This is a genomic window from Streptomyces sp. NPDC088197 (genome assembly GCF_044741185.1).
In the GTDB taxonomy this organism is placed as follows: Bacteria; Actinomycetota; Actinomycetes; order Streptomycetales; family Streptomycetaceae; genus Actinacidiphila.
The window spans coordinates 231,056-251,011 of sequence record NZ_JBIUSD010000003.1 but is presented as its reverse complement, the minus strand read 5'-3'; the positions used below and the strand labels follow the sequence as shown (position 1 = coordinate 251,011).

The 19,956-nt window shown below is 70.5% G+C and carries 13 protein-coding genes; 5 read left to right on the top strand and 8 right to left on the bottom strand.

Annotated features, from left to right (window positions below; translation table 11 throughout):
• Positions 1-141: 141 nt before the first annotated feature.
• The 4 genes from ACIOC1_RS09575 to ACIOC1_RS09560 all read left to right on the top strand — a co-directional run bounded on the left by ACIOC1_RS09575 (position 142) and on the right by ACIOC1_RS09560 (position 5,106).
• Complete coding sequence (locus tag ACIOC1_RS09575) at positions 142-1,743, top strand: MFS transporter (RefSeq protein ID WP_355334487.1); 1,602 nt, start codon at positions 142-144, stop codon at positions 1,741-1,743.
• Positions 1,740-2,357, top strand: coding sequence for a TetR/AcrR family transcriptional regulator (locus ACIOC1_RS09570; protein ID WP_355334485.1), 618 nt, complete (start codon positions 1,740-1,742; stop codon positions 2,355-2,357). Before ACIOC1_RS09575 ends, ACIOC1_RS09570 begins: the two co-directional genes overlap by 4 nt.
• Before the next feature lie 248 nt (positions 2,358-2,605).
• Positions 2,606-3,589, top strand: coding sequence for an endonuclease/exonuclease/phosphatase family protein (locus ACIOC1_RS09565; RefSeq protein WP_401853630.1), 984 nt, complete (start codon positions 2,606-2,608; stop codon positions 3,587-3,589).
• 140 nt (positions 3,590-3,729) lie between these two features.
• Positions 3,730-5,106, top strand: a complete 1,377-nt coding sequence (locus ACIOC1_RS09560; RefSeq protein WP_355334480.1) for a glycosyltransferase 87 family protein — start codon at positions 3,730-3,732, stop codon at positions 5,104-5,106.
• Here ACIOC1_RS09560 and ACIOC1_RS09555 read toward each other — a convergent pair.
• The 7 genes from ACIOC1_RS09555 to ACIOC1_RS09525 all read right to left on the bottom strand — a co-directional run bounded on the left by ACIOC1_RS09555 (position 5,012) and on the right by ACIOC1_RS09525 (position 15,809).
• Positions 5,012-6,502, bottom strand: a complete 1,491-nt coding sequence (locus ACIOC1_RS09555; RefSeq protein ID WP_401853628.1) for a N,N-dimethylformamidase beta subunit family domain-containing protein — start codon at positions 6,500-6,502, stop codon at positions 5,012-5,014. The genes ACIOC1_RS09560 and ACIOC1_RS09555 overlap by 95 nt on opposite strands.
• 256 nt (positions 6,503-6,758) lie before the next feature.
• Complete coding sequence (locus tag ACIOC1_RS09550) at positions 6,759-8,519, bottom strand: NAD+ synthase (RefSeq protein ID WP_391043735.1); 1,761 nt, start codon at positions 8,517-8,519, stop codon at positions 6,759-6,761.
• Positions 8,520-8,927: 408 nt separating this feature from the next.
• On the bottom strand, positions 8,928-10,565 hold the full coding sequence (locus tag ACIOC1_RS09545) for an alpha-amylase family glycosyl hydrolase (protein WP_355334474.1): 1,638 nt from the start codon (positions 10,563-10,565) through the stop codon (positions 8,928-8,930).
• A gap of 122 nt (positions 10,566-10,687) precedes the next feature.
• Positions 10,688-11,578 carry a carbohydrate ABC transporter permease gene (locus ACIOC1_RS09540; RefSeq protein WP_355334473.1) on the bottom strand — a complete coding sequence of 297 codons (891 nt, stop codon included), beginning with the start codon at positions 11,576-11,578 and terminating at the stop codon, positions 10,688-10,690.
• Positions 11,579-11,592: 14 nt separating this feature from the next.
• On the bottom strand, positions 11,593-12,549 hold the full coding sequence (locus ACIOC1_RS09535) for a sugar ABC transporter permease (protein WP_355334470.1): 957 nt from the start codon (positions 12,547-12,549) through the stop codon (positions 11,593-11,595).
• Positions 12,550-12,632: 83 nt separating this feature from the next.
• Positions 12,633-14,045 carry an extracellular solute-binding protein gene (locus tag ACIOC1_RS09530; protein ID WP_355334468.1) on the bottom strand — a complete coding sequence of 471 codons (1,413 nt, stop codon included), beginning with the start codon at positions 14,043-14,045 and terminating at the stop codon, positions 12,633-12,635.
• Between the two features lie 738 nt (positions 14,046-14,783).
• On the bottom strand, positions 14,784-15,809 hold the full coding sequence (locus ACIOC1_RS09525; RefSeq protein WP_188279764.1) for a LacI family DNA-binding transcriptional regulator: 1,026 nt from the start codon (positions 15,807-15,809) through the stop codon (positions 14,784-14,786).
• Between the two features lie 170 nt (positions 15,810-15,979).
• Between ACIOC1_RS09525 and ACIOC1_RS09520 the strand changes: the two genes are divergently transcribed.
• Positions 15,980-18,226, top strand: coding sequence for a discoidin domain-containing protein (locus ACIOC1_RS09520; protein WP_401853040.1), 2,247 nt, complete (start codon positions 15,980-15,982; stop codon positions 18,224-18,226).
• Here ACIOC1_RS09520 and ACIOC1_RS09515 read toward each other — a convergent pair.
• Positions 18,214-19,482: a helix-turn-helix domain-containing protein gene (locus ACIOC1_RS09515; RefSeq protein ID WP_391160020.1), complete on the bottom strand. Its 1,269-nt coding sequence runs from the start codon at positions 19,480-19,482 to the stop codon at positions 18,214-18,216. The genes ACIOC1_RS09520 and ACIOC1_RS09515 overlap by 13 nt on opposite strands.
• Positions 19,483-19,956 lie beyond the last annotated feature (474 nt).

Below are 19,956 nucleotides of genomic sequence, written 5' to 3'. Positions count from 1 at the left end.
ATCTCGAGGCGCCCTGACGGCGTCCCCGGATCCCTTCCATGCTGGCACGGCTCGCCCGGTCCGGAAAGAGGGGGCACGTTTTTGCCGCCCCTTTACGATACGAGACGGGATCGTATCGAATAAGACCTTAGGCTGACCTCCATGGCCGACAACTCGATAACCGCCCCGCCGTCCCACGTGCCGGAGGCGATCCACCGCCGCCGCTGGGCGATTCTCACCGTGCTGCTGTTCAGCCTCCTCGTGGTGGTGCTGGACAACTCGATCCTCAACGTGGCGATGAAGACCATCGCCCAGCCCTCACCCACCGGCCTCGGCGCCTCGCAGAGCCAGCTCGAATGGGCGATCAACTCCTACACCCTGGTCTTCGCGGGCCTGCTGTTCACCGCCGGCCTGCTCGGCGACCGCCTCGGCCGCAAGAAGGTCCTGCTCTTCGGCATGGTCGTGTTCGGCGCCGGCTCCGCGCTGTCCGCGTTCTCCGGCTCCGCGGGCGAACTGATCGGCTACCGCGCGGTGATGGGCCTCGGCGGCGCCTTCATCATGCCCGCCACCCTGGCGATCATCATGAACGTCTTCGAGCGCAAGGAGCAGCCCAAGGCGATCGGCATCTGGACCGGCGTGGTCGGCCTCGCCATCGCCATCGGCCCGATCACCGGCGGTGCGCTGCTCGAACACTTCTGGTGGGGCTCGGTCTTCCTGATCAACGTGCCGATCGTGATCGCCGCGATCGTCGCCATGTTCATCCTGGTGCCCGACTCGCGCGACCCGCGCCCCGGCCGCCTCGACCCGGTCGGTGTGGTGCTCTCCATCGTCGGCCTGGTCCTGCTGATCTACGGCATCATCAAGGGCGGCCAGTTCGGCGACTTCACCAAGCCCGAGGTGTGGGCCACGATCGTCGGCGGCCTCGTCGTCCTCGGCGCCTTCGTGCTGTTCGAGAAGCGCAGCGACCACCCGGCCTTCGACGTCACCTACTTCAAGGACCGCCGCTTCTCCGCCTCCGTCGCGGCCATCGGCCTGGTCTTCTTCGCCCTGATGGGCGTCACCTTCTTCATCGTCTTCTACACCCAGACCGTGCGCGGCTACAGCCCGCTCAAGACCGGTCTGCTGCTGCTCCCGCTGGCCGCCGCGCAGATGGTCTTCGCGCCGCGCGCCCGGCTGGTGGTCGACCGCTTCGGGGCGCGCGCGGTGTGCACCGCGGGCCTGACCCTCACCGCGATCTCCTTCCTCGGCTTCCTGCTGCTCGGCCAGTCCACGCCGATCTGGGTGCTGGAAGTGCTGTTCTTCCTGATGGGTACGGCGATGGCGCACGTCATGCCGCCCGCCACCGTCATGATCATGTCGTCGCTGCCGCGCGAGAAGGCGGGCTCCGGGTCCGCGGTCAACAACACTTTCCGGCAGGTCGGCGGGGCGATCGGCGTCGCGGTCCTCGGCTCGGTGCTGTCCACCGTCTACCGCAACGGCATCGACGACCACCTCGACGTCCTGCCCGCCGGCGCGCGGCACTCGGCGGGGGAGTCCATCCAGGCCACCATCGGGATCGCGGAGAAGCTCGGCCCCAAGGGCCAGTCGCTGATCCAGCCCGCGAACGACGCCTTCATCCACGCCATGCACATCACCGCCGCGTGCTCGGCCGCGGTCGCCCTGGTCGGCGCCGTCGTCACCCTGGTCTTCCTGCCCGCCAAGGAGCGGGTCGGACAGGCGCCCGACGCCGCGGCGGAGCCGGAGAAGGTGGGTGCCGAGCAGTGATCGACCCTCCCAGTACGTCGGCCGCGCGGCGCGGTCGCCCGCGCTCCGCGGCCGTCGACGGCGCGGTCATCGAGACCGTGCTGCGGCTGATCGCCGAGGGCACCTCGCTGTCCGAGCTGTCCATGGAGGGCATCGCGCGGGAGGCCGGGGTCGGCAAGGCCACGGTCTACCGCCGCTGGCCGGGCAAGGAGGCGCTGCTGATCGACGTGCTCGCCACGGTCGACTCCCACCCGCTGCCCGAACTGCCCGGCACGTCCTTCCGTGACGATCTGATCGTCGCGGTCGAGTCGATACGGCGGCGCGGTGTGGCCAAGCGGGAGTCCGCGCTGATGCGGACGATGCTGACCGAGGCGCAGAGCAGCCCCGATCTGTGGCGCTGCTACCACGACACGGTCATCGCCACCCGCCGTGAGGCGCTGGCCCAACTGCTGCGGCGCGGCATGGCCGACGGCGACATCCGGCCGGAACTGGGCAGGGACGTCGAGCTGCTGGTCGACTTCGTGACCGGACCGATGCTGGCGCGCTCCACGCTCCGGCCGGACGCCGAACTGTCGCCCGACCTCACCGAACGGCTGGTCGATCTGCTGCTCGACGGGATGCGCCCACGCGGCTGACCAGCGGCGGGGCGTACGGGAGTACACGGGGGCGCGGGGGATCTCCACCGCGCCCCCCACATATGTCCTCCGTGTCCCCGTCGTGTCACAGGTGGGGCCGATGCGGTGGGTGAAGGAACCCGCCGCACCCCGCTGTCCGTCGGTTCTCATAACGATCCCCTAAGGTCGGCAGAGCACCCGGCAAGGCAGTGAGGACCCTCATGACCCAGGCGCAGAGCGGCACGGACGCGACCACGGACGGCAGCGCCATGCCGCCCAGGAACGCCTCCGGAGCCCGCGCCCGGTTCCGTCACTGGTGGCAGCCCGAAGGCATGTGGCGGCGCGGCGTCATTCTCGCCGTCGTCGCCGTCCTCGTGGCCGTCCTGCTGCTCGTGCACGCCGACCTGCCCAACCGGATCGGCAACCTCGGCAGTCTGCTGGAGACCTTCCTGCCCTGGATCGGCCTGGCCGTGCCGGTGCTGCTGGTGGCCGCCGTGCTGCGGCGCTCCACGACCGCGCTGATCGCCCTGCTGCTGCCGTCGGTGATCTGGCTCAACCTCTTCGGCGGCCTGGTCACCGACAAGACGTCCTCCGGCGGCGATCTGACGGTGCTCACCCACAATGTGAACGCCGAGAACCCGGACCCCGACGGCACCGCCAAGGACGTCATCGCGGCCGGCGCCGACATCGTCGCCCTGGAGGAACTGGCCGAGAGCCAGGCGCCCCGCTACGCGCGCGACCTCGCCGCCGCCTACCCGTACCACTCGGTGCAGGGCACGGTCGGGCTGTGGAGCAAGTACCCGCTGTCCGGGGTGCGCACGGTGGACATCAAGATGGGGTGGACCCGCGCCATGCGGGCCGCGGTGAAGACCCCGGACGGCCAGGTCGCGGTGTACGTGGCGCATCTGCCGTCCGTGCGGGTGAAGTTCAACGCCGGATTCACCGCGGGACAGCGCGACAACGCGGCCGACGCGCTCGGCCGGGCCATCGCGGACGAGAACCTGCACAGCGTGGTGCTGCTCGGCGACCTCAACGGCACCATGAACGACCGGGCGCTGGCCTCGGTCACCTCGCAGATGCGCTCCACGCAGGGCGCGGCGGGCAACGGCTTCGGCTTCAGCTGGCCCGCGTCCTTCCCGATGGCCAGGATCGACCAGATCATGGTCAAGGGCATCGAGCCCAAGGCGTCCTGGACCCTGCCGAAGACCGGCAGCGACCACCTCCCGGTCGCCGCCCGCCTCCAGGTGCCGTAGCCCCTCCGCACACGGCTTTCCCGCGGCTCGGCGCGCTCCGCCGGATGGCGCACCGAGGTGGCGGCGCGGCGGCGGTTGCGCGAGCGTGACCCGCAGGTGCTCGTCGCCGGCGCCCGGTCCGCTGCCGTGAGGGTGTCGCCATGCAAGAACCGATGTCCGCCGCCGCGCGCAGACGCGGGTGGCGTGAGTGGCTTTCCCCCGCCCGGGCCGCCGTCGCCGCCGGGTGGTGCCTGCTGTCCGTCGCGGGCGTGTGGCTGGTGCAGCGCCTGGTGCGGGTCTCGATGATCGACGTGATGGTCTACCGGGCGGCGGGCTGGACGGTACGCACCGGCGGCGACCTGTACTCGCTGCGCGCCGACGGACTGCCGATGACGTATCCGCCGTTCGCGGGACTGCTGTTCGTCCCGCTGACCTGGCTGGACGTGGGCGCCATGCGCACCGCCGCGACCGTGGCGAATCTGCTGCTCGCGGTGGCCTTCGCCGCCCTGTCGCTGCGGCTGGTCGACCGGCGGCCGACCGTGGCGTCCGCGCTGCTCCTGACCGCGCTGGTGGTGTGGTGCGAGCCGGTCTGGGCGACCCTGCGCTACGGGCAGGTCAATCTGCTGCTCGCCGTGCTGGTGCTGGCCGACCTCACCTGCCGGGCCGACCGCAGGTGGGCGGGGGTCGGCATCGGCATCGCCGCGGGCATCAAGCTCACCCCGGTGCTGTTCGTCGCGCTGCTCGCCCTGGCCGCCTTCACCACCCGCGGGCGCGGCACCCCGTATCTGCGCCGCGCGTCGGTCGCGGCCGGGACCTTCGCGGCCACCGTCGGAGTCGCCGCGCTGGCCCTCCCGCACGACTCGGTCCGCTACTGGACCCAGGACGTCTTCTCGCCCGACCGCGCCGGTTACGCCGAAGAGGTCGCCAACCAGTCGCTGCGCGGCGTCCTGGCCCGGCTGACGCACAGCGGCGACCCCGGCACGCTCTGGCTCTGCGTCGCGCTCGCCGTCGCCCTCGCGGGACTGGCCGTCGCGGTGGGCGCGCTCACGGCCGGGGACCGGCTGCCGTTCGCCGCCGCCTGGGCCGCGGTCTCCTGCGGTGTGACAGCCCTCCTGGTCAGCCCGGTGTCGTGGACCCACCACTGGGTCTGGGCGGTGCCCATGGCCGTGCTGCTCGTCGCCGAGGGGGTACGCCGCCACGACCGGCGGTGGGTCTGGGGCGCGGCGGCGGCCGTCCTGGTGTTCTGCTCGTACGCGCTCTGGGCCCTCCCGCACGGCCGGGGACGCCCCGAACTGCGCGAGAACCCCGCCCAGATGCTCCTCGCGGCCTGCTACCCGCTGGCCGGGCTCGCCTTCCTCGCCGTCGCGGGCCGCGTGGTGACCACGGCGCTGCGCACCGAGTCCCCGCCCCCGGCCCGCGCGGCGCGCTCCCGCGGAGCCCGCCTCAGGTCCCGTACAGCCGGCTCACGTTCGCCCGCGGGGCGGGCCGGGAAGCGGCGGCCCGCCCCGCGGCGAAGCCGGTCAGCAGATTCTCCGTGACCTTGGTGACGAACGTCCGGGTGCGCTCGTCCATGCCGTGGTCGCGGCCCATCAGACCCGTGCCCGCCATCAGCCCCTCGACCCAGCGCATCGTCCCGGTGGCGAAGACGCCCGCGCCGCCGGGCACCGTGTAGTACGCCGAGTCCGAGTGGCTGGCGCGGCCGTCGCACACCAGCGGCGAGTGGGCGACGACCTCGATCGGCGCCGGGGTCGGACAGCCGGGGTCCACCCGGTCGTACTCGACGCCGACCAGGTGCGCGAAGCGGTCGCCCCGCGCGGCGCCGGTGCCCGCGAAGAGCCAGTGGTCGGCGCTCTCCACCACGTACGGGGCGTCGGTCGGATACCCCTCGTAGATGACGCCGGTCAGCGAGGACTCGGGGTCGGGGGCGGGCCGGGCGCGGAAGTCGTTGGTCGGCTTCGCCGGGTCGCGCGCGAGGCCGGGGTCGCTCTGATAATCGGTCTTGTAGCAGACCACGGTGCGTGGTTCGCCGCCCCGGACGGCTTCGAGGCGGACCCGCCGGAAGCAGGTGTTCGCGCCGAGGAAGACCAGATTGGTGCCCGCGTCCCGCGCCGCCGTGACGTGCGCGCGCTGCTCCGGCGTCCAGTACTCGTCGTGGCCGAGCGCCACGGCCGTGGTCGCGCCGCGCAGCACGCCGGGGTCGCGGTGGACGTCGATCCCCGTCGTGTACGCCAGCGGCAGCCCGAGCCGCTCGGCGAGGACCACCAGGGCGCGTTCGTACACCAGGAACTTCTCGGCGCCGTTCTTCGCGTACGGCCGGTCGAACGACACGGCAAGCGACCGGTCTCCGTAGCCGCCGTCCCGGCCGTTGTAGAGGCTGTAGCCGCCCCAGTCGTTGTACGCCTGCCAGGTCGCGGGCGCGTGCATGATCAGGGTCCGGCCGGTGGCCGCGGCCGAGCGGACCACGAGCGGGACGTACCGCTGATGGCCGTCGTCGGAGGTGAGCAGCAGCAGATAGGCGCCCTCGGGCCAGCCGTCGGTGGGGACGTCGAGGCCGCGCTCCCAGCCCGCCGTCACGGTCCTGGTGGACCCGGACGTCCTGGGCCCCGGCTGCCGGTGCCCCGCCGTCCGCGGCGACGTCCACACCCGTGTGGCCTGCGACCCGCCGTACCAGCCGACCCGGTAGGCGGCGACGCGGAAGCCGGGCGCGGTCGTCGACACGTACAGCCCCACGCGCTCACCGGGCCGGACGCTGACCCTGTCGGCGTACCCCTCGATCGCGTCCGGCGGTCCCAGCGAGCGGATCCGCCAGTCGTCGGTGCCCGCCCGCCGGACGGGGGTGGGGCCGCTGGTGGGGGTGCGGCGCACCGCGGCGGAGCCGCTGTCGCACCCGGCCGCCGCCGCGCCGACCACCCCGGCGACGGCCGCGTGGAGCACGCGCCGCCGGGCCGGACCGGGCGGCGCGCCGTCGTCCGCGGGACGGGCGTACGGGCCGGGCGGCGGGCCCTGGGCGCCCGGCTGGGGCGCCGGGCCCTTCGCGGCCGGGTGCTCGCGTTCGTCGTCCACTTCCGCGTCCCCTTCCCGGTGCGCCGGGCGCTGGGGCGCGGCTCGGCTCCGTCAGGACGATCCTGCGCGTGATCCGGCCGCCCGCGGCTCCGGCGCGCCGAACGCGGCGGTCACCGGGCGGTGTTGGTCAGCTCTGCTCGCCCTCGCGCCAGCGGTTGGTGATCGGCAGCCTGCGGTCCTTGCCGAAGCCCTTCGCGGAGATCTTCGTGCCCGGCGGGTACTGCCGCCGCTTGTACTCGGCGGTGTCGGTCAGCTTGAGGATACGCGTCACCAACTCGGCGTCGAAGCCCGCCGCGATGATCGCCTCGCGGCCCTGGTCCCGGTCGACGTACATCTCCAGGACCCGGTCGAGGACGTCGTAGTCCGGCAGCGAGTCGGTGTCGACCTGGCCGGGGCGCAGCTCCGCGCTCGGCGGCTTCGCGATCGAGTTCTCCGGGATCGGCGGGGTCTCGCCGCGCGCCTCGGCGTCGGCGTTGCGCCAGCGCGCCAGCCGGAAGACGGTCGTCTTGTAGACGTCCTTGATCGGGCCGTACGCGCCGACCGAGTCGCCGTACAGCGTCGAGTACCCCACCGCCAGCTCGCTCTTGTTGCCCGGCGCGAGCACGATCTGGCCCTCCTGGTTGGAGATCCCCATCAGCGTGACGCCGCGCAGCCGCGACTGGAGGTTCTCCTCGGCGAGGCCGGTCAGCGACAGCGACGCCATGTAGGCGTCGAACATCGGGGCGATCGACACCGTACGGAGATTGAGGCCGGTCCTGCGGGCCAGCTCCGCCGCGTCGCCCTTGGAGTGGTCCGAGGAGTACGCCGACGGCATCGACACGCCGTACACGTTCGCCGCGCCGATCGCGTCGACCGCGATGGCGGCCACCAGGGCCGAGTCGATGCCGCCGGACAGACCGATCAGCACCGAGCGGAAGCCGTTCTTCTCGACGTACGCGCGCAGGCCGGTGACCAGCGCGCCGTAGATCTCGGCGTCGTCGGTCAGCCGCTCGGCCTCGCCGCCGGTGAACTCCGCCGGATACGGTTCGACCGGCGCCTCGGAGAGCGTCACATGGCGGATCTCCAGGCCGTCGGCCACCCGCCCGGACGGCGCCCGCCCGGGCGCGGCGGGCAGGTCGAGGTCGAGCAGCACGCACTCCTCGGCGAACTGCGGGGCCCGCGCGATCACCTCGCCGTCCTCGCCGACGACGATCGTGTCACCGTCGAAGACCAGCTCGTCCTGGCCGCCGACCATCGCCAGATACGCCAGCGTGCAGCCCGCCTCCCGCGCGCGCCTGCGCACCAGGTCCAGGCGCGTGTCGTCCTTGTCCCGCTCGTACGGCGACGCGTTGACCGACAGCAGCAGACCGGCGCCGGCCGCGCGGGCCGCCGGGACCCGGCCGCCGTCCTGCCACAGGTCCTCGCAGATCGCCAGCGCCACGTCCACGCCCCGCACCCGGATCACCGGCATGGTGTCGCCCGGCACGAAGTACCGGAATTCGTCGAAGACCCCGTAGTTGGGCAGGTGGTGCTTGGCGAAGCGCAGCGCCACCTCGCCGCCGTGCAGCACCGCCGCGCAGTTCTGCGGCGCCCCCGCGGGCTGCCCGAACCTCGGCCGCGCGTTCTCGCTGCGGCCCAGATAGCCCACGACCACCGGCAGCTCGCCCAGGCCCTCGTCCGCCAGCCGCTTCGCCAGCGCCACCAGGGCCGCGCGGCTCGCGTCCACGAACGAGGCGCGCAGCGCCAGATCCTCCACCGGGTACCCGGTGAGCATCATTTCGGGAAACGCCGCCAGGTGCGCTCCGCGCGCGGACGCGTGATGGGCCCAGCGCACGACGGTCTCGGTGTTCCCGGCGATGTCGCCGACGCGGGAGTCGATCTGATTCAGGGCGAGGCGTAGTTGAGGCATGGCCTCATCTTAATCGTCAATGCGACGAGATGTCGCCCGGGGTGCCCGTGCCCAGGGGGTCGGCCCCGAAGGGGCGCGGGAACCGCGCGGCCACCGCCCGGCCACCTCGCGGTGGGGGGGGCAGGCCCCAAGGGGCGCGGGGAACCGCGCGGCCACCGCCCGGCCACCTCGCGGTGCAGGGCAGACCCCAAGGGGCGCGGGGAACCGCGCGCTCAGCCACCGTGCTCCCGCAGGTCACCACCGGCTCCCGCGGGGCGGATCGGTTGTCTCCGGGCCACCGGCCCGTTGGTGGCTGGCCGCGCGGTTCCCCGCGCCCCTCACAAATTCGGCGTACCGCCCCGGTCAGGGAACCGGCCGGGGCCGCGCCCCGGAGAAGATCGGCTTACCGTCCCTCGCGAGAAAATCGTTTCAGCGGCGCAGCCAGACGGCGGTGTCGGCGGGGATACGGCCGTCGAGGAGAGGTCCGCTGGTGAGCAGGAGCTCACTGTGCGCGGGCAGCTCCGCGGGGGTGTCGGCCAGGTTGACGACGCAGACGAACGCGTCGGTGCGGCTGAAGGCGAGGACGCCCGGGTCGGAGTCGAGCCAGTGCATGGGACCGTCGCCCAGACCGGCCTCCGCGCTGCGAATCCGCAGCGCCGCCCGGTACAGCGAGAGCATCGACGCCGGGTCGGCGGACTGGATCTCGGCGGTGCGCCCCGCCCAGTCGGCCGGCTGCGGAAGCCACGGCTCCGCCGAACCCTCGGGGCTGAAGCCGAACGGCGAGGAGTCACCGGACCAGGGCAGCGGCACACGGCAGCCGTCCCGGCCGGGGTCGGTGCCGCCGGACCGCAGGTACATCGGGTCCTGGAGCTTGGCCGCCGGAATGTCCTCGACCTCGGGCAGCCCCAGCTCCTCGCCCTGGTAGAGGTAGACGGATCCGGGCAGCGCCAGGGTCAGCAGCGCGGCGGCCCGCGCCCTGCGGGTGCCCAGCTCCAGGTCGGTCGGGATACCGAACGCCTTGGTCGCGAAGTCGAAGCCGGTGTCGACCCGCCCGTAGCGGGTGACCGTACGCGTCACGTCGTGGTTGCACAGCACCCACGTGGCGGGCGCGCCCACCGGCTCGTGCGCGGCCAGCGTCGTCTCGATGGACTTGCGGAGCTGCTCCGGCGCCCAGGGGCAGGCGAGGAAGTCGAAGTTGAACGCGGTGTGCATCTCGTCCGGCCGCAGATAGTGCGCGAAACGCACCGCGTCCGGCAGCCACACCTCGCCGACCAGGATCCGCGTGTTGTCGTATCCGTCGGCGATCCGCCGCCAGCCGCGGTAGATCTCGTGCAGGTCGTCCCGGTCGATGTACGGGTGCGGGGCGGCCGGGTCGCTGCTCAGGTCGGGCAGCTCCGGGTCCTTGGCGACCATCGCGGCGGAGTCGATCCGTACGCCGCCCGCGCCGCGGTCGAACCAGAACCGCAGGATGTCCTCGTGCTCGGCCCGGACGTCCGGGTGGTTCCAGTTGAGGTCGGGCTGCTCGGAGTCGAAGAGGTTCAGGAACCAGTCGCCGGGCGTGCCGTCCGGGTCGGTCGTCCTCGTCCAGGCCGGGCCGCCGAACTGCGAAGGCCAGTTGTTCGGCGGCAGCTCGCCGTCGTCACCGCGGCCGGGGCGGAACCAGAAGCGGTCGCGCGCGGGCGATCCGGGACCGGCCGCCAGCGCCTCGCGGAACCACGGGTGGGCCGCCGATATGTGGTTCGGCACGATGTCGATGATCGTCCTGATGCCCAGCGCCAGGCCCTCGGAGATCAGCTTCTCGGCCTCGGCGAGCGTGCCGAAGACCGGGTCGATGTCCCGGTAGTCGGCCACGTCGTATCCGCCGTCGGCCATCGGCGACGGGTACCAGGGGTTGAACCAGAGGGCGTTGACGCCCAGCTCGGCCAGGTAGGGCAGCCGGGAACGCACCCCGGCGAGGTCTCCGGTGCCGTCGCCGTTGCTGTCGGCGAAGCTCCGCGGATAGACCTGGTAGATGACCGCGCCGCGCCACCAGTTCTCGTCGGCCTCGGGCTGAGGGGTGTCTGCCACGTCAACGTCCTTTCGGGCAGGTGGGACCCCGCCGCCGGCCCCGGAGGCGGGGATGTGGGCATAGAGGCCGGCGGCGGAGTGCTTGGGGGTGCGTTACGGAAGGCTTGCGGTCCGGTGACCCGTCAGCCCTTGAGGCTGCCCGCGGTCAGGCCGGACATGATGTTGCGCTGGAAGAGCAGGAAGATCAGCAGGGTCGGCACCGCGGAGATGGCCAGCGCGGCGATCAGCACGTTCTGCGGTACGCCCTGCGAGAGCGAGTTGATGCCGATGTTGATCGGCTGGTTCTTCGGGTCGGGCTCCACCAGCATCGGCCAGAGGAAGTCCTTCCAGACGTTGACCACCGCGAAGATCGACACGACGCCGAGGATCGGACGCGACATCGGCAGCACGATCGACCACAGCGTGCGCAGCGGCCCGGCGCCGTCGATCTTCGCCGCGGACATCAGATCCTCGGGAATCGAGTCGAAGAATCGCTTCAGCAGGAAGATGTTGAAACCGTTGGCCACCGTGGGCAGCCAGATCGCCCACGGGGTGCCGATCAGGTTCACGTGCAGCAGCGGCAGGTCGAGGACCGTCATGTACTGCGGCACGATCAGCACCGCCGCCGGGATCATCAGCGTGGCGAGCATCATGCCGAGGATCAGATTGCCGAGCACCGGCCGGAGCTTGGAGATCGCGTACGCCGCCGCCACGTCGAAGACGAGTTGCAGCAGCAGCGCGCCGAACGCGTAATAGAAGGTGTTGAAGAGCAGCCGGGCGATCTTCAGCTCGCTCCAGGCGTCCGAGTAGTTGCTCGCCTTCGGGTGTTTCGGGAAGAGCGTCGGCGGATTCGCCAGGACTTCCTGGGCCGACTTGAAGCCGCCGGTCACCATCCAGTAGAGCGGGCCGAGGAACACCAGGGTGAAGACCAGGATGACCAGGCTCAGCACGGTCCAGTAGACGAATTTCGCCCGCGGTCGGCTCAAAGCGGCCGACGAGATCAGGGTCCGGTTTTGCTGGGTGAACGCTGCCATGTCCGTCTTCCGTCCTAGTCGCTGTTCCGGCTCAGCCGCGCGTACACACCGGAGAATCCGGCCAGCACCAGCAGCAGGAAAAGGCCCAGCGCCGCGGCGCTTCCGAAATTGTTGTAGCGGAACGCGTACTGGTAGACCATGTACACGACCGTCGTGGTGGAGTTCTCCGGGCCGTTGCCGCCGGTCAGCAGATAGACGTTGGTGAACTCCTGCATGGTCGCCACGATCTGGAGCAGCAGCATGAGTGAGAGCACCATGCGGGTCTGCGGGATCGTGACGTGCCAGATCTTGCTGAACAGCCCGGCTCCGTCCAGGTCGGCGGCCTCGTACAGCTCGCCGGGGATGTTCTGGAGCGCGGCCAGATAGATCAGCGTGGCGCTTCCCATGCTCATCCAGGTGGCCGCGATCACCACCGAGATCATCGCCGTGTGCGACGAGTCCAGCCATGCGGAGGTCGGCAGGTGCAGGGTCTTCAGAATGTGGTTGAAGAGCCCGTACTCCGGGTTGTAGAAGTACTTGAACAGCAGCACACCGGCGACCGGCGGAAGCATCACCGGCAGGTACACCAGAATGCGCAGGTACGCCTGTGCGTGCCGCAGTTCATTGAGCAGGATCGCCACGAAGAACGGCACGATGAAGCCGATCACCAGCGCGTACACCGTGAATTGCAGGGTGTTGCGCCAGGCCGTCCAGAAATACGGGTCGTGGTAGACCTGCTTGAGATTGTCGAAGCCCACCCAGGTGGTGACACCGCGCTTGGTCTTCTGGAAGCTCATGATGAACTCGCGGACCATCGGGTACCACGAGAAGAACCCGAAGCAGAGGACCGCGCCGATCAGGAAGCCGTACGCCTGGACGTTCTGCCGGACTTTACGGCTCAGGCCGGAACGGCGCTGCGTTCCATCGGGCTGACCAACGGGACGCCCGGCGTGGCGCCTACTCGATTTCTCGGGGACGGTTGTCGCCGCCATGGGTGCTCCTCGACTGAAGTGATGCGTCGGGCCGGTACCGCTGAGCGGGGGCCGGTCGCCGGACCGGCCCCCGCGGGCTGTCGTTACTGAGAGGCGGCCAGGAGGCTGTTGACCTGGGACTCGGCAGTGGAGAGCAGCTTGGAGATGTCAGCGTTCTTGTTGGTCAGAACACCGGACATCACCGTGTCGAGCACGGTGTAGATCTTCTGGGCGTTCGGCGGCTCGGGCTTCACGGGCACCTGGGCGTCGACGTACGTCTTGAAGTTCTCGACCGGGACGGTCGCGTTCGCGGCCTTGGTGGAGTTGTCCTTCTCCTTCGACGCGCCGGTGAAGAAGAAGGGCTGCGGGAGACCGACGGGCAGGCCGTCCGTCTTGTTCCGCGGGTAGTTGAACTGGCCCTTCTCGAGGGTCAGGTACTTGAAGTTGATCCAGGCGATGCCGGCCTTGATCTGGTCCGGGGAGGCCGACTTCTTGAACATGTAGTCGGCGCCGCCGAACAGCGAGGTCTTGCCGCCGGGGATCGGGGCCATGCCGAGGTCCTCGAACTTGGCCTTGTACTGCTGGACGACCAGCGGGATGTCGTCGGGAGCGCCGACGTACATGCCGACGACGCCGGTGCCCATCGCCTTCTGGACGTCGCCCCACTCCTTGCCCGGGGTGGCGGGCATGCTGTTGTCCGTCCAGCGCATGTCGTGCAGCGTGGTCAGCAGGGTCTTGGCGCTGTCGTCGTTGAACGTCGCCTTCTTGCCGTCCTCGGACACCATGGTGCCGCCGAGGCCGTACAGCTCGGACGTGAAGTGCCAGCCGCCCTGGTTGCCGCCGGCGTTCTCGATGAAGCCGTGGATGCCCTTGCTGCCGAGCTTGTCCTCGATCTGCTTGGAGGCGGCGCGGACGCCTTCCCACGTGGTGGGCGGGTTGTTCGGGTCCAGACCGGCGTCCTTGAAGATCTTCCGGTTGTAGATCAGGCCCATCTGGTAGTTCGAGGTGGGCAGACCGTACAGCTTGCCGCCGTCCTTGAGGACGTCGAGGACACCGGGGTCGATGTCCTTGAGGTTCGGGACCGTCTTGTCGTTGACGTATTCCGTGATGTCGGCCGCCTGGCCGGCGTCCAGCACCTGCTGGAGGTCGGTCATGTACGTGTAGAACGCGTCGGTCTGGCTACCGCCCTGGAGCTGGGCGGTGAACTTGGCCGGGTCCTCGCAAGGGAACGCGTCCTTGCTGTTGACCGTGACGTTCGGGTACGTCTTGTTGAACTCGGCGACGTCGTCGATCCACTGCTGGCGCTCGGCCTTCTTCGTGGTCGGCGGCTCACAGTCGACCGTGATCGACACCTTGGTCTTCGGGTCCAAGGGGGTGCCGGCGCTGCTGGAGCTGCTGCTGGCCTTCGTTCCCGGGTCATCCTTCTTGTCGTCGCTGCTGGAACACGCGGCAGCGGACAATCCGATGCCCGCGACCAGCGCGACCGCCACCAGTCTGCGGTAGCCGATTCTGCTCATGTTCAAAACCCTTTCCCCTGAACCACTGCGCGTCGTTGGACTGCGATCTGGGACCCCCGCGGCACATGGTGCACGTGATGCTCGGCGCAGTTGCACGCCGCCGTTTCGGGTTGGCTCAACGTACTTAACCCGATAGATGTCCGCAAGATGTCGCGCGAATTTCGCAAAGACACGACTTGGTTACGACGTCGGACGGCTCGCAAGTGGAAGCGGGGTCACCGGCCGTGTGCTCGCGGACGGCCCGTGACGGCCCCTCCGCGGGCCCGGCGCGGGCCGGGCCGGAGGGGGTGCCCACGGGCCCGGGAGGGTCGCCCGGCGGGCCCCAGGGGGCCGCGGCCGGCGGGTCGCCGGGGGAGCGGACGGCGGCGCCGGGGGGGGGGGCGGGGGGGGCCCCCCCGGGGGGGGGGGGGCGGGGGGGGGGGGGGCCGCGCCCCGGGCGGGGGCACCCCCCGGCCGGGCCCAGATACAGGGGCGGGGCCGGTGCGGGGGGGGGGGGGGGGGGGGGGGGGGGGGCGTGGGGGCGCGGGGGGGGGGGGGGGCCGGGGGGGGGCGGGGGGGGGGGGGGGGGGGGGGGGGGGGGGGGGGCGGGGGGGGGGCCGCGGGGCCCCCCCCCCCGCCGCCGCGGTGGCATGGCTGAGCTCGGGCCGAGCCCGGGACGGGCTCAGCCCAGGTCCTGGCCCTGATCCTGGCTCGGGCCCTGGCTCAGGTCCGGGTTCGCGGGTGACTCGTGGTGCGGGGTCAGACGTTGGCGCGGGCCTCCGGGTGGGGGAGGCGGGAGGGGTGCGGGGCGGGACCGGTGGAACCGCGTACTACCAGTTCCGGTTCGAAGAACAGCTCGTCGTGGTCGACCGACGCCCCGCTGATCTCTCCGGCCAGCAGGTCCACGGCCGCCCGGCCCATCGCCTCGATCGGCTGCCGGACGGTGGTCAGCGGCGGCTCGGTGCAGTTCATCAGCGACGAGTCGTCGTAACCGATTACCGACACGTCCTCCGGCACCGACAGCCGCCTTCTGCGAGCCGCCCTTATGGTGCCGAGCGCCAGCAGGTCGCTCGCGCAGATGAAGGCCGTGATGCCGCGCGCGAGCAGCCGGCTGGCCGCCGCCTGGCCGCCCTCCAGCGTGAACAGCGCGTGCTCGACGGTCACCGACGGGTCGACCCGGCGGGCGGCGGCGAGCTTGCGGCGCGACGGTACGTGGTCGGGCGGGCCGAGCACGAGGGCTATCCGCTGATGGCCGAGCGAGATGAGGTGGTTCATCGCCTGCTCGACCGCGACCGCGTCGTCACAACTGACGCGCGGGAAGTCGAGATGGTCGATGGCCGCGTTCATCAGCACGGTGGGCAGATTGCGCTCGGCCAGCCGCGCGTAGTGGTCGTGCGGTGACTCGGCCTGGGCGTAGAGCCCGCCGAAGAAGACCACGCCGGAGACATGCTGCTGGAGCAGCAGTTCCACGTAGTCGGCCTCGGAGACGCCGCCCGCGGTCTGGGTGCACAGCACCGGGGTGAAGCCCTGCTGCGCCAGCGCGCCGCCGACCACCTCGGCGAAAGCCGGGAAGATCGGATTTTGCAGCTCGGGCATGACCATGCCGACCAGCCGGGCGCGTTCCCCCCGGAGCTGGGTGGGCCGTTCGTAACCGAGCACGTCAAGAGCGGTGAGGACCGCTGCCCGGGTTCCGTCGGAGACGCCAGGCTTCCCGTTCAGCACGCGGCTGACGGTGGCCTCACTCACCCCGACCTTCTTTGCCACCTCGGCAAGTCGTCGTGTCATGGCGTCGATTCTAGTACAGGTGGCGCAAGTTTCTTGCGGTGAATTTGCGAGATCTCTGCAAGCCATCCAAATTTTGCGAAATCCAATCGACATCTTGCTGTCTCATGCATGACATCTCTAGGGTGTGCGTCACCTCTGTGACTCCAGTCAGAAGGGACACCCCCCACCCCATGGACAACAGACGTCGTTCCACGGCCTGGTTGGCTTCCGCCACCGCGGCGGCGGTCGTCGCGGGCGGGCTCGCGCTCGCCGTGACGGCCCAGTCGGCCAGCGCCGCCCCCTCCGTATCGACCGTCTCGCCCTTCGCCGTGAGCGGAGGCGCGAGCGTCCCGTTCACCGAGTACGAGGCCGAGGCCGCCGCCACCAACGGCTCGGCGGTCGGCCCCGACTACACCCAGTCCACCGTCGCCTCCGAGGCGTCGGGCCGTCGCGCGGTCAGCCTCAACGGCCAGGGCAAGTACGTCGAGTTCACCCTGACCGCCCCGGCCAACGCGGTGGATGTCGCCTACAACCTGCCGCGCGGCGCCTCAGGCACCGTCTCGGTCTACGTCAACGGCACCAAGATCAGCCAGAAGCTGGCGGTCACCGCGCAGTACAGCTACGTCGACACGTCGTGGATCGCCGGTTCCAAGACCCACCACTTCTTCGACGACTCGCGGATCAAGCTGGGCCAGAATCTGGCCGCCGGCGCCAAGGTCAAGCTCCAGCTCGACGCGGGCGACACCGGCCAGGCCACCATCGACGTCGCCGACTTCGAGCAGGTGGCGGGGGCGGCGAGCGCCCCGGCGAACTCCATATCCGTCGTCAGCAACGGCGCCGACGCCACCGGGGGCGCCGACTCCACCAGCGCCTTCAACACGACCATCGCCCAGGCGAAGTCGCAGGGCAAGGAGGTCTGGATCCCGTCCGGCGACTTCAAGCTGGGCTCCACCGTCCAGGCCGACGGCGTCACCATCCGCGGCGCGGGCAACTGGTACTCCGTCCTGCACAGCTCGCACCTGATCGACCAGACCAGCGCGAGCGGCAACACCAAGCTGTACGACTTCGCCGTCTTCGGCGAGGTCAGCGTCCGCAACGACGGCTCGCCCGACAGCTTCATCACCGGCAGCCTCGGCCCGAACTCGGTGGTCTCCGGGATCTGGGTGCAGCGCGAGAAGTGCGGTCTGTGGCTGACCGGCAACAACAACAACCTCGTGGTGCAGAACAACCGCATCCTCGGCACCACCGCCGACGGCCTCAACCTGGACGGCAGCGCCAACGGCGTCCAGGTGAAGAACAACTTCCTGCGCAACCAGGGCGACGACAGTCTCGCCATGTGGTCGCTCGGCGCGCCCGACACGGGCAACACCTTCAGCAACAACACCATCGTGCAGCCCAACCTGGCCAACGGCATCGCGATCTACGGCGGCAGCAACAACACCGTCTCCAACAACGTGATCGCCGACACCAACGCGCTCGGCGGCGGCATCGCCATCTCCAACCAGGCGTTCCTCCAGCCCTTCAACCCGCTGTCCGGCACCGTCACGGTCTCCGGCAACACCCTGATCCGTACCGGCGCGCTGAACCCCAACTGGGGCCACCCGATGGGTGCGTTGCGCGTCGACAGCTACGACTACGCGATCAACAACGACATCCGGATCAGCAACACGACCTTCATCGGCAGCCCGTACAGCGACTTCGAATTCGTCTCCGGCGGCGGCCACGGCTACACCATCAACGGCGTCACCGTCAGCGGCGCGACGGCCAGCAACACCGGCACGGTCGTGGTGCAGGCCGAGACGCCCGGCTCCGCGACCTTCACCAATGTGACGGCCACCGGCACCGGCGCGACGGGTACGTACAACTGCTCCTACCCGGCGAACCTGCCCGCCTTCACCATCAACCGCGGTGCGGGCAACAGCGGTTGGGACAGCAACTGGAACGACTGCTCCACCTGGCCGCAGCCGGGCTCGGGCAACCCGACCACCCCGCCGACCACGCCCCCCACCACCCCGGCCTCCGGCAACCTGGCCCAGGGGCACCCGGCCTCCGACACCGGTCACTCCGATGTCTACGTCGCGGGCAACGCGGTGGACGGCAACGCCAACAGCTACTGGGAGAGCACCAACAACGCCTTCCCGCAGTCGCTGACCGTCGACCTCGGCGCGGCCAGGACCGTCGGCCGGGTCGTCCTCAAGCTCCCGCCCGCCACGGCGTGGGCCACCCGTACCGAGACGCTGAGCGTCCTCGGCTCCACCGACAACAACACCTACAGCACGCTGAAGTCGTCCGCGGGCTACACCTTCAACCCCGCGAGCGGGAACACCGTCACCATCCCGGTGACTCCCGCGAGCGCCCGCTACGTACGGCTGACCATCACCGGCAACACCGGCTGGCCCGCGGGCCAGATCTCCGAGTTCGAGGTCTACTCCTCGTAACGTGAGGGGTCGCGCGCCGGGCGGCGGTCCTCCGACAGGAGGCCGCCGTCCGGCGTTTCGCCGTTCTCCTGGAGGTGCAGCGCGCGCAGCGCGATCTCGGTGGCGAACCGGTCGTCGGGGCGCGCGAGTTGGTCGCCGAAAGCGCGGTCGAGGATACGGATCCGGTAGCGCACGGTCTGCGGGTGCACGCCGAGCTGGTCGGCGATCTGCGCCGCGGTGCCTCGGGTGGTCAGCCAGATCCGAAGGGTGTCGATCAGCCGGGCGCGCTGGGTGGCGGTCAGCCCGACCAGCGGCCCCAGATAGCGCTTGGCGATCTGCGCGACCAGCGCGGGATCGCCCAATAACCACAGCGGCAGCAGATGGTTCTCGCTCAGCGCCACCGAGTCGTCGTCGATGATCCCGGCGTCGGCCAGCGCCAGTGTGTGCCGGGCCCAGCGCAGCGAATCCGCGGCCTCGCTCAGCGAGGTGGTCAGCCCGATCGCCGCCCGGCAGCCGTTGAGCGCCGCGTGCAGCCGCTCCCGCCGCTCGTCGGTGAACGGTCCCGGCACCAGCAGATGCGGCTCCGGGTCCGCGAAGTCCATCAGGATGTCCTTGTCGAGCGCCGCCCCGGCCGGACGCGTGTCGGGGGCGACCGCGATCAGCGTCACCTCCTCCGGCAGCGGCCACGCCGAGTGCTCGGCCAGTTCCGCCAGCGCGCTGCGGGCCACGGAGGCGCCGTTGAGAATCCGCCGCAACAGTCGGCGGCGGCGATTGTCGGGCTCCTCGCCCAGTTCCGCCATCGCCTGCACATAGCCCTCGCGGGAGAGTTCGGCGAGATCGCCCATGTACGCGAAGAGCGCGTCGGCGAAGGTCAGCATGAAGGACGCCGACAGGTTGTAGCGGCGGCCCACGCTGCGCACCCGGCGCAGCGCCACCTGGCAGCCGATGCGGTACGCGGCCTGGAGGTTGTCCAGGCTGCGGCCCTCGTACGCCTCGAAGCGGCCGAACTGGCGGCACAGGTCGTCGCGGAGCGCGGTGGTCGCGGTCGGCGCGGCCACCCGGTCGACGAAAGTGGCGATGCTCTGCTCGATACCGATTTTGATCACCCGGGCGTTCGGGCCCTCCAGCAAGTGGCCGTATTCGGGGATCGTGGTGACGATTTCCGTGGCCATCTCTTTTAAAAGGCTGGGGAGTTCCGGCCGCATGATGGCGGCGAACTCCCGTGGAATCGGACCGATCGATTCCGCCTGCTCCGGCGTCTGCCGCGTTACGGTCATGTCCGTACCCCCCCTCCCGCGACGGCCCTGCTGGCCGGTGAACCGGTGAAGTGGTGTGCCACGCATGGTAGTCGCGGGCAACCTCGCTGCAACATAGACCAATCGCGTACGGAACGCAGCACCTTGCACACGGAAACGTGTCAGGCCCGCGACGGTGGGCGACGGCGACCGATGGCCATGGTTGCACTCCGGGTGATCGCCCGTCGGGCCGGCCGATGCGCGCACCGTGCGGCCGACTTGCTCACTTGCTTATAAAAAATCCCGGCGCACTGTTGCTTCCGTGACAGAAAAATACCCGAGAGTAGGGTCCGCCGGAGAATCTTGGCCGGGATTATTGCGCCTCCGGGTTACCCGTGCGTAACGTCCTGCTCCGCAAGGGCAACCGAGCGGAATCGGTGCCACGTTCCAGGTAGTGAGTCGTAACCGAATTCCCCTTCCCGCCACACATGGAAGACGCGGAAGCCGGTTTATCAG

Bases quoted from the DNA above. Each gene is read 5' to 3' on its own strand.
- ACIOC1_RS09530 (WP_355334468.1), bottom strand. From the start codon at position 14,045: ATGAGCAGAATCGGCTACCGCAGACTGGTGGCGGTCGCGCTGGTCGCG.
- ACIOC1_RS09575 (WP_355334487.1), top strand. From the start codon at position 142: ATGGCCGACAACTCGATAACCGCCCCGCCGTCCCACGTGCCGGAGGCG.
- ACIOC1_RS09520 (WP_401853040.1), top strand. From the start codon at position 15,980: ATGGACAACAGACGTCGTTCCACGGCCTGGTTGGCTTCCGCCACCGCG.
- ACIOC1_RS09565 (WP_401853630.1), top strand. From the start codon at position 2,606: ATGCCGCCCAGGAACGCCTCCGGAGCCCGCGCCCGGTTCCGTCACTGG.
- ACIOC1_RS09525 (WP_188279764.1), bottom strand. From the start codon at position 15,809: ATGACACGACGACTTGCCGAGGTGGCAAAGAAGGTCGGGGTGAGTGAG.
- ACIOC1_RS09550 (WP_391043735.1), bottom strand. From the start codon at position 8,519: ATGCCTCAACTACGCCTCGCCCTGAATCAGATCGACTCCCGCGTCGGC.
- ACIOC1_RS09515 (WP_391160020.1), bottom strand. From the start codon at position 19,482: ATGACCGTAACGCGGCAGACGCCGGAGCAGGCGGAATCGATCGGTCCG.
- ACIOC1_RS09540 (WP_355334473.1), bottom strand. From the start codon at position 11,578: ATGGCAGCGTTCACCCAGCAAAACCGGACCCTGATCTCGTCGGCCGCT.
- ACIOC1_RS09535 (WP_355334470.1), bottom strand. From the start codon at position 12,549: ATGGCGGCGACAACCGTCCCCGAGAAATCGAGTAGGCGCCACGCCGGG.
- ACIOC1_RS09560 (WP_355334480.1), top strand. From the start codon at position 3,730: ATGCAAGAACCGATGTCCGCCGCCGCGCGCAGACGCGGGTGGCGTGAG.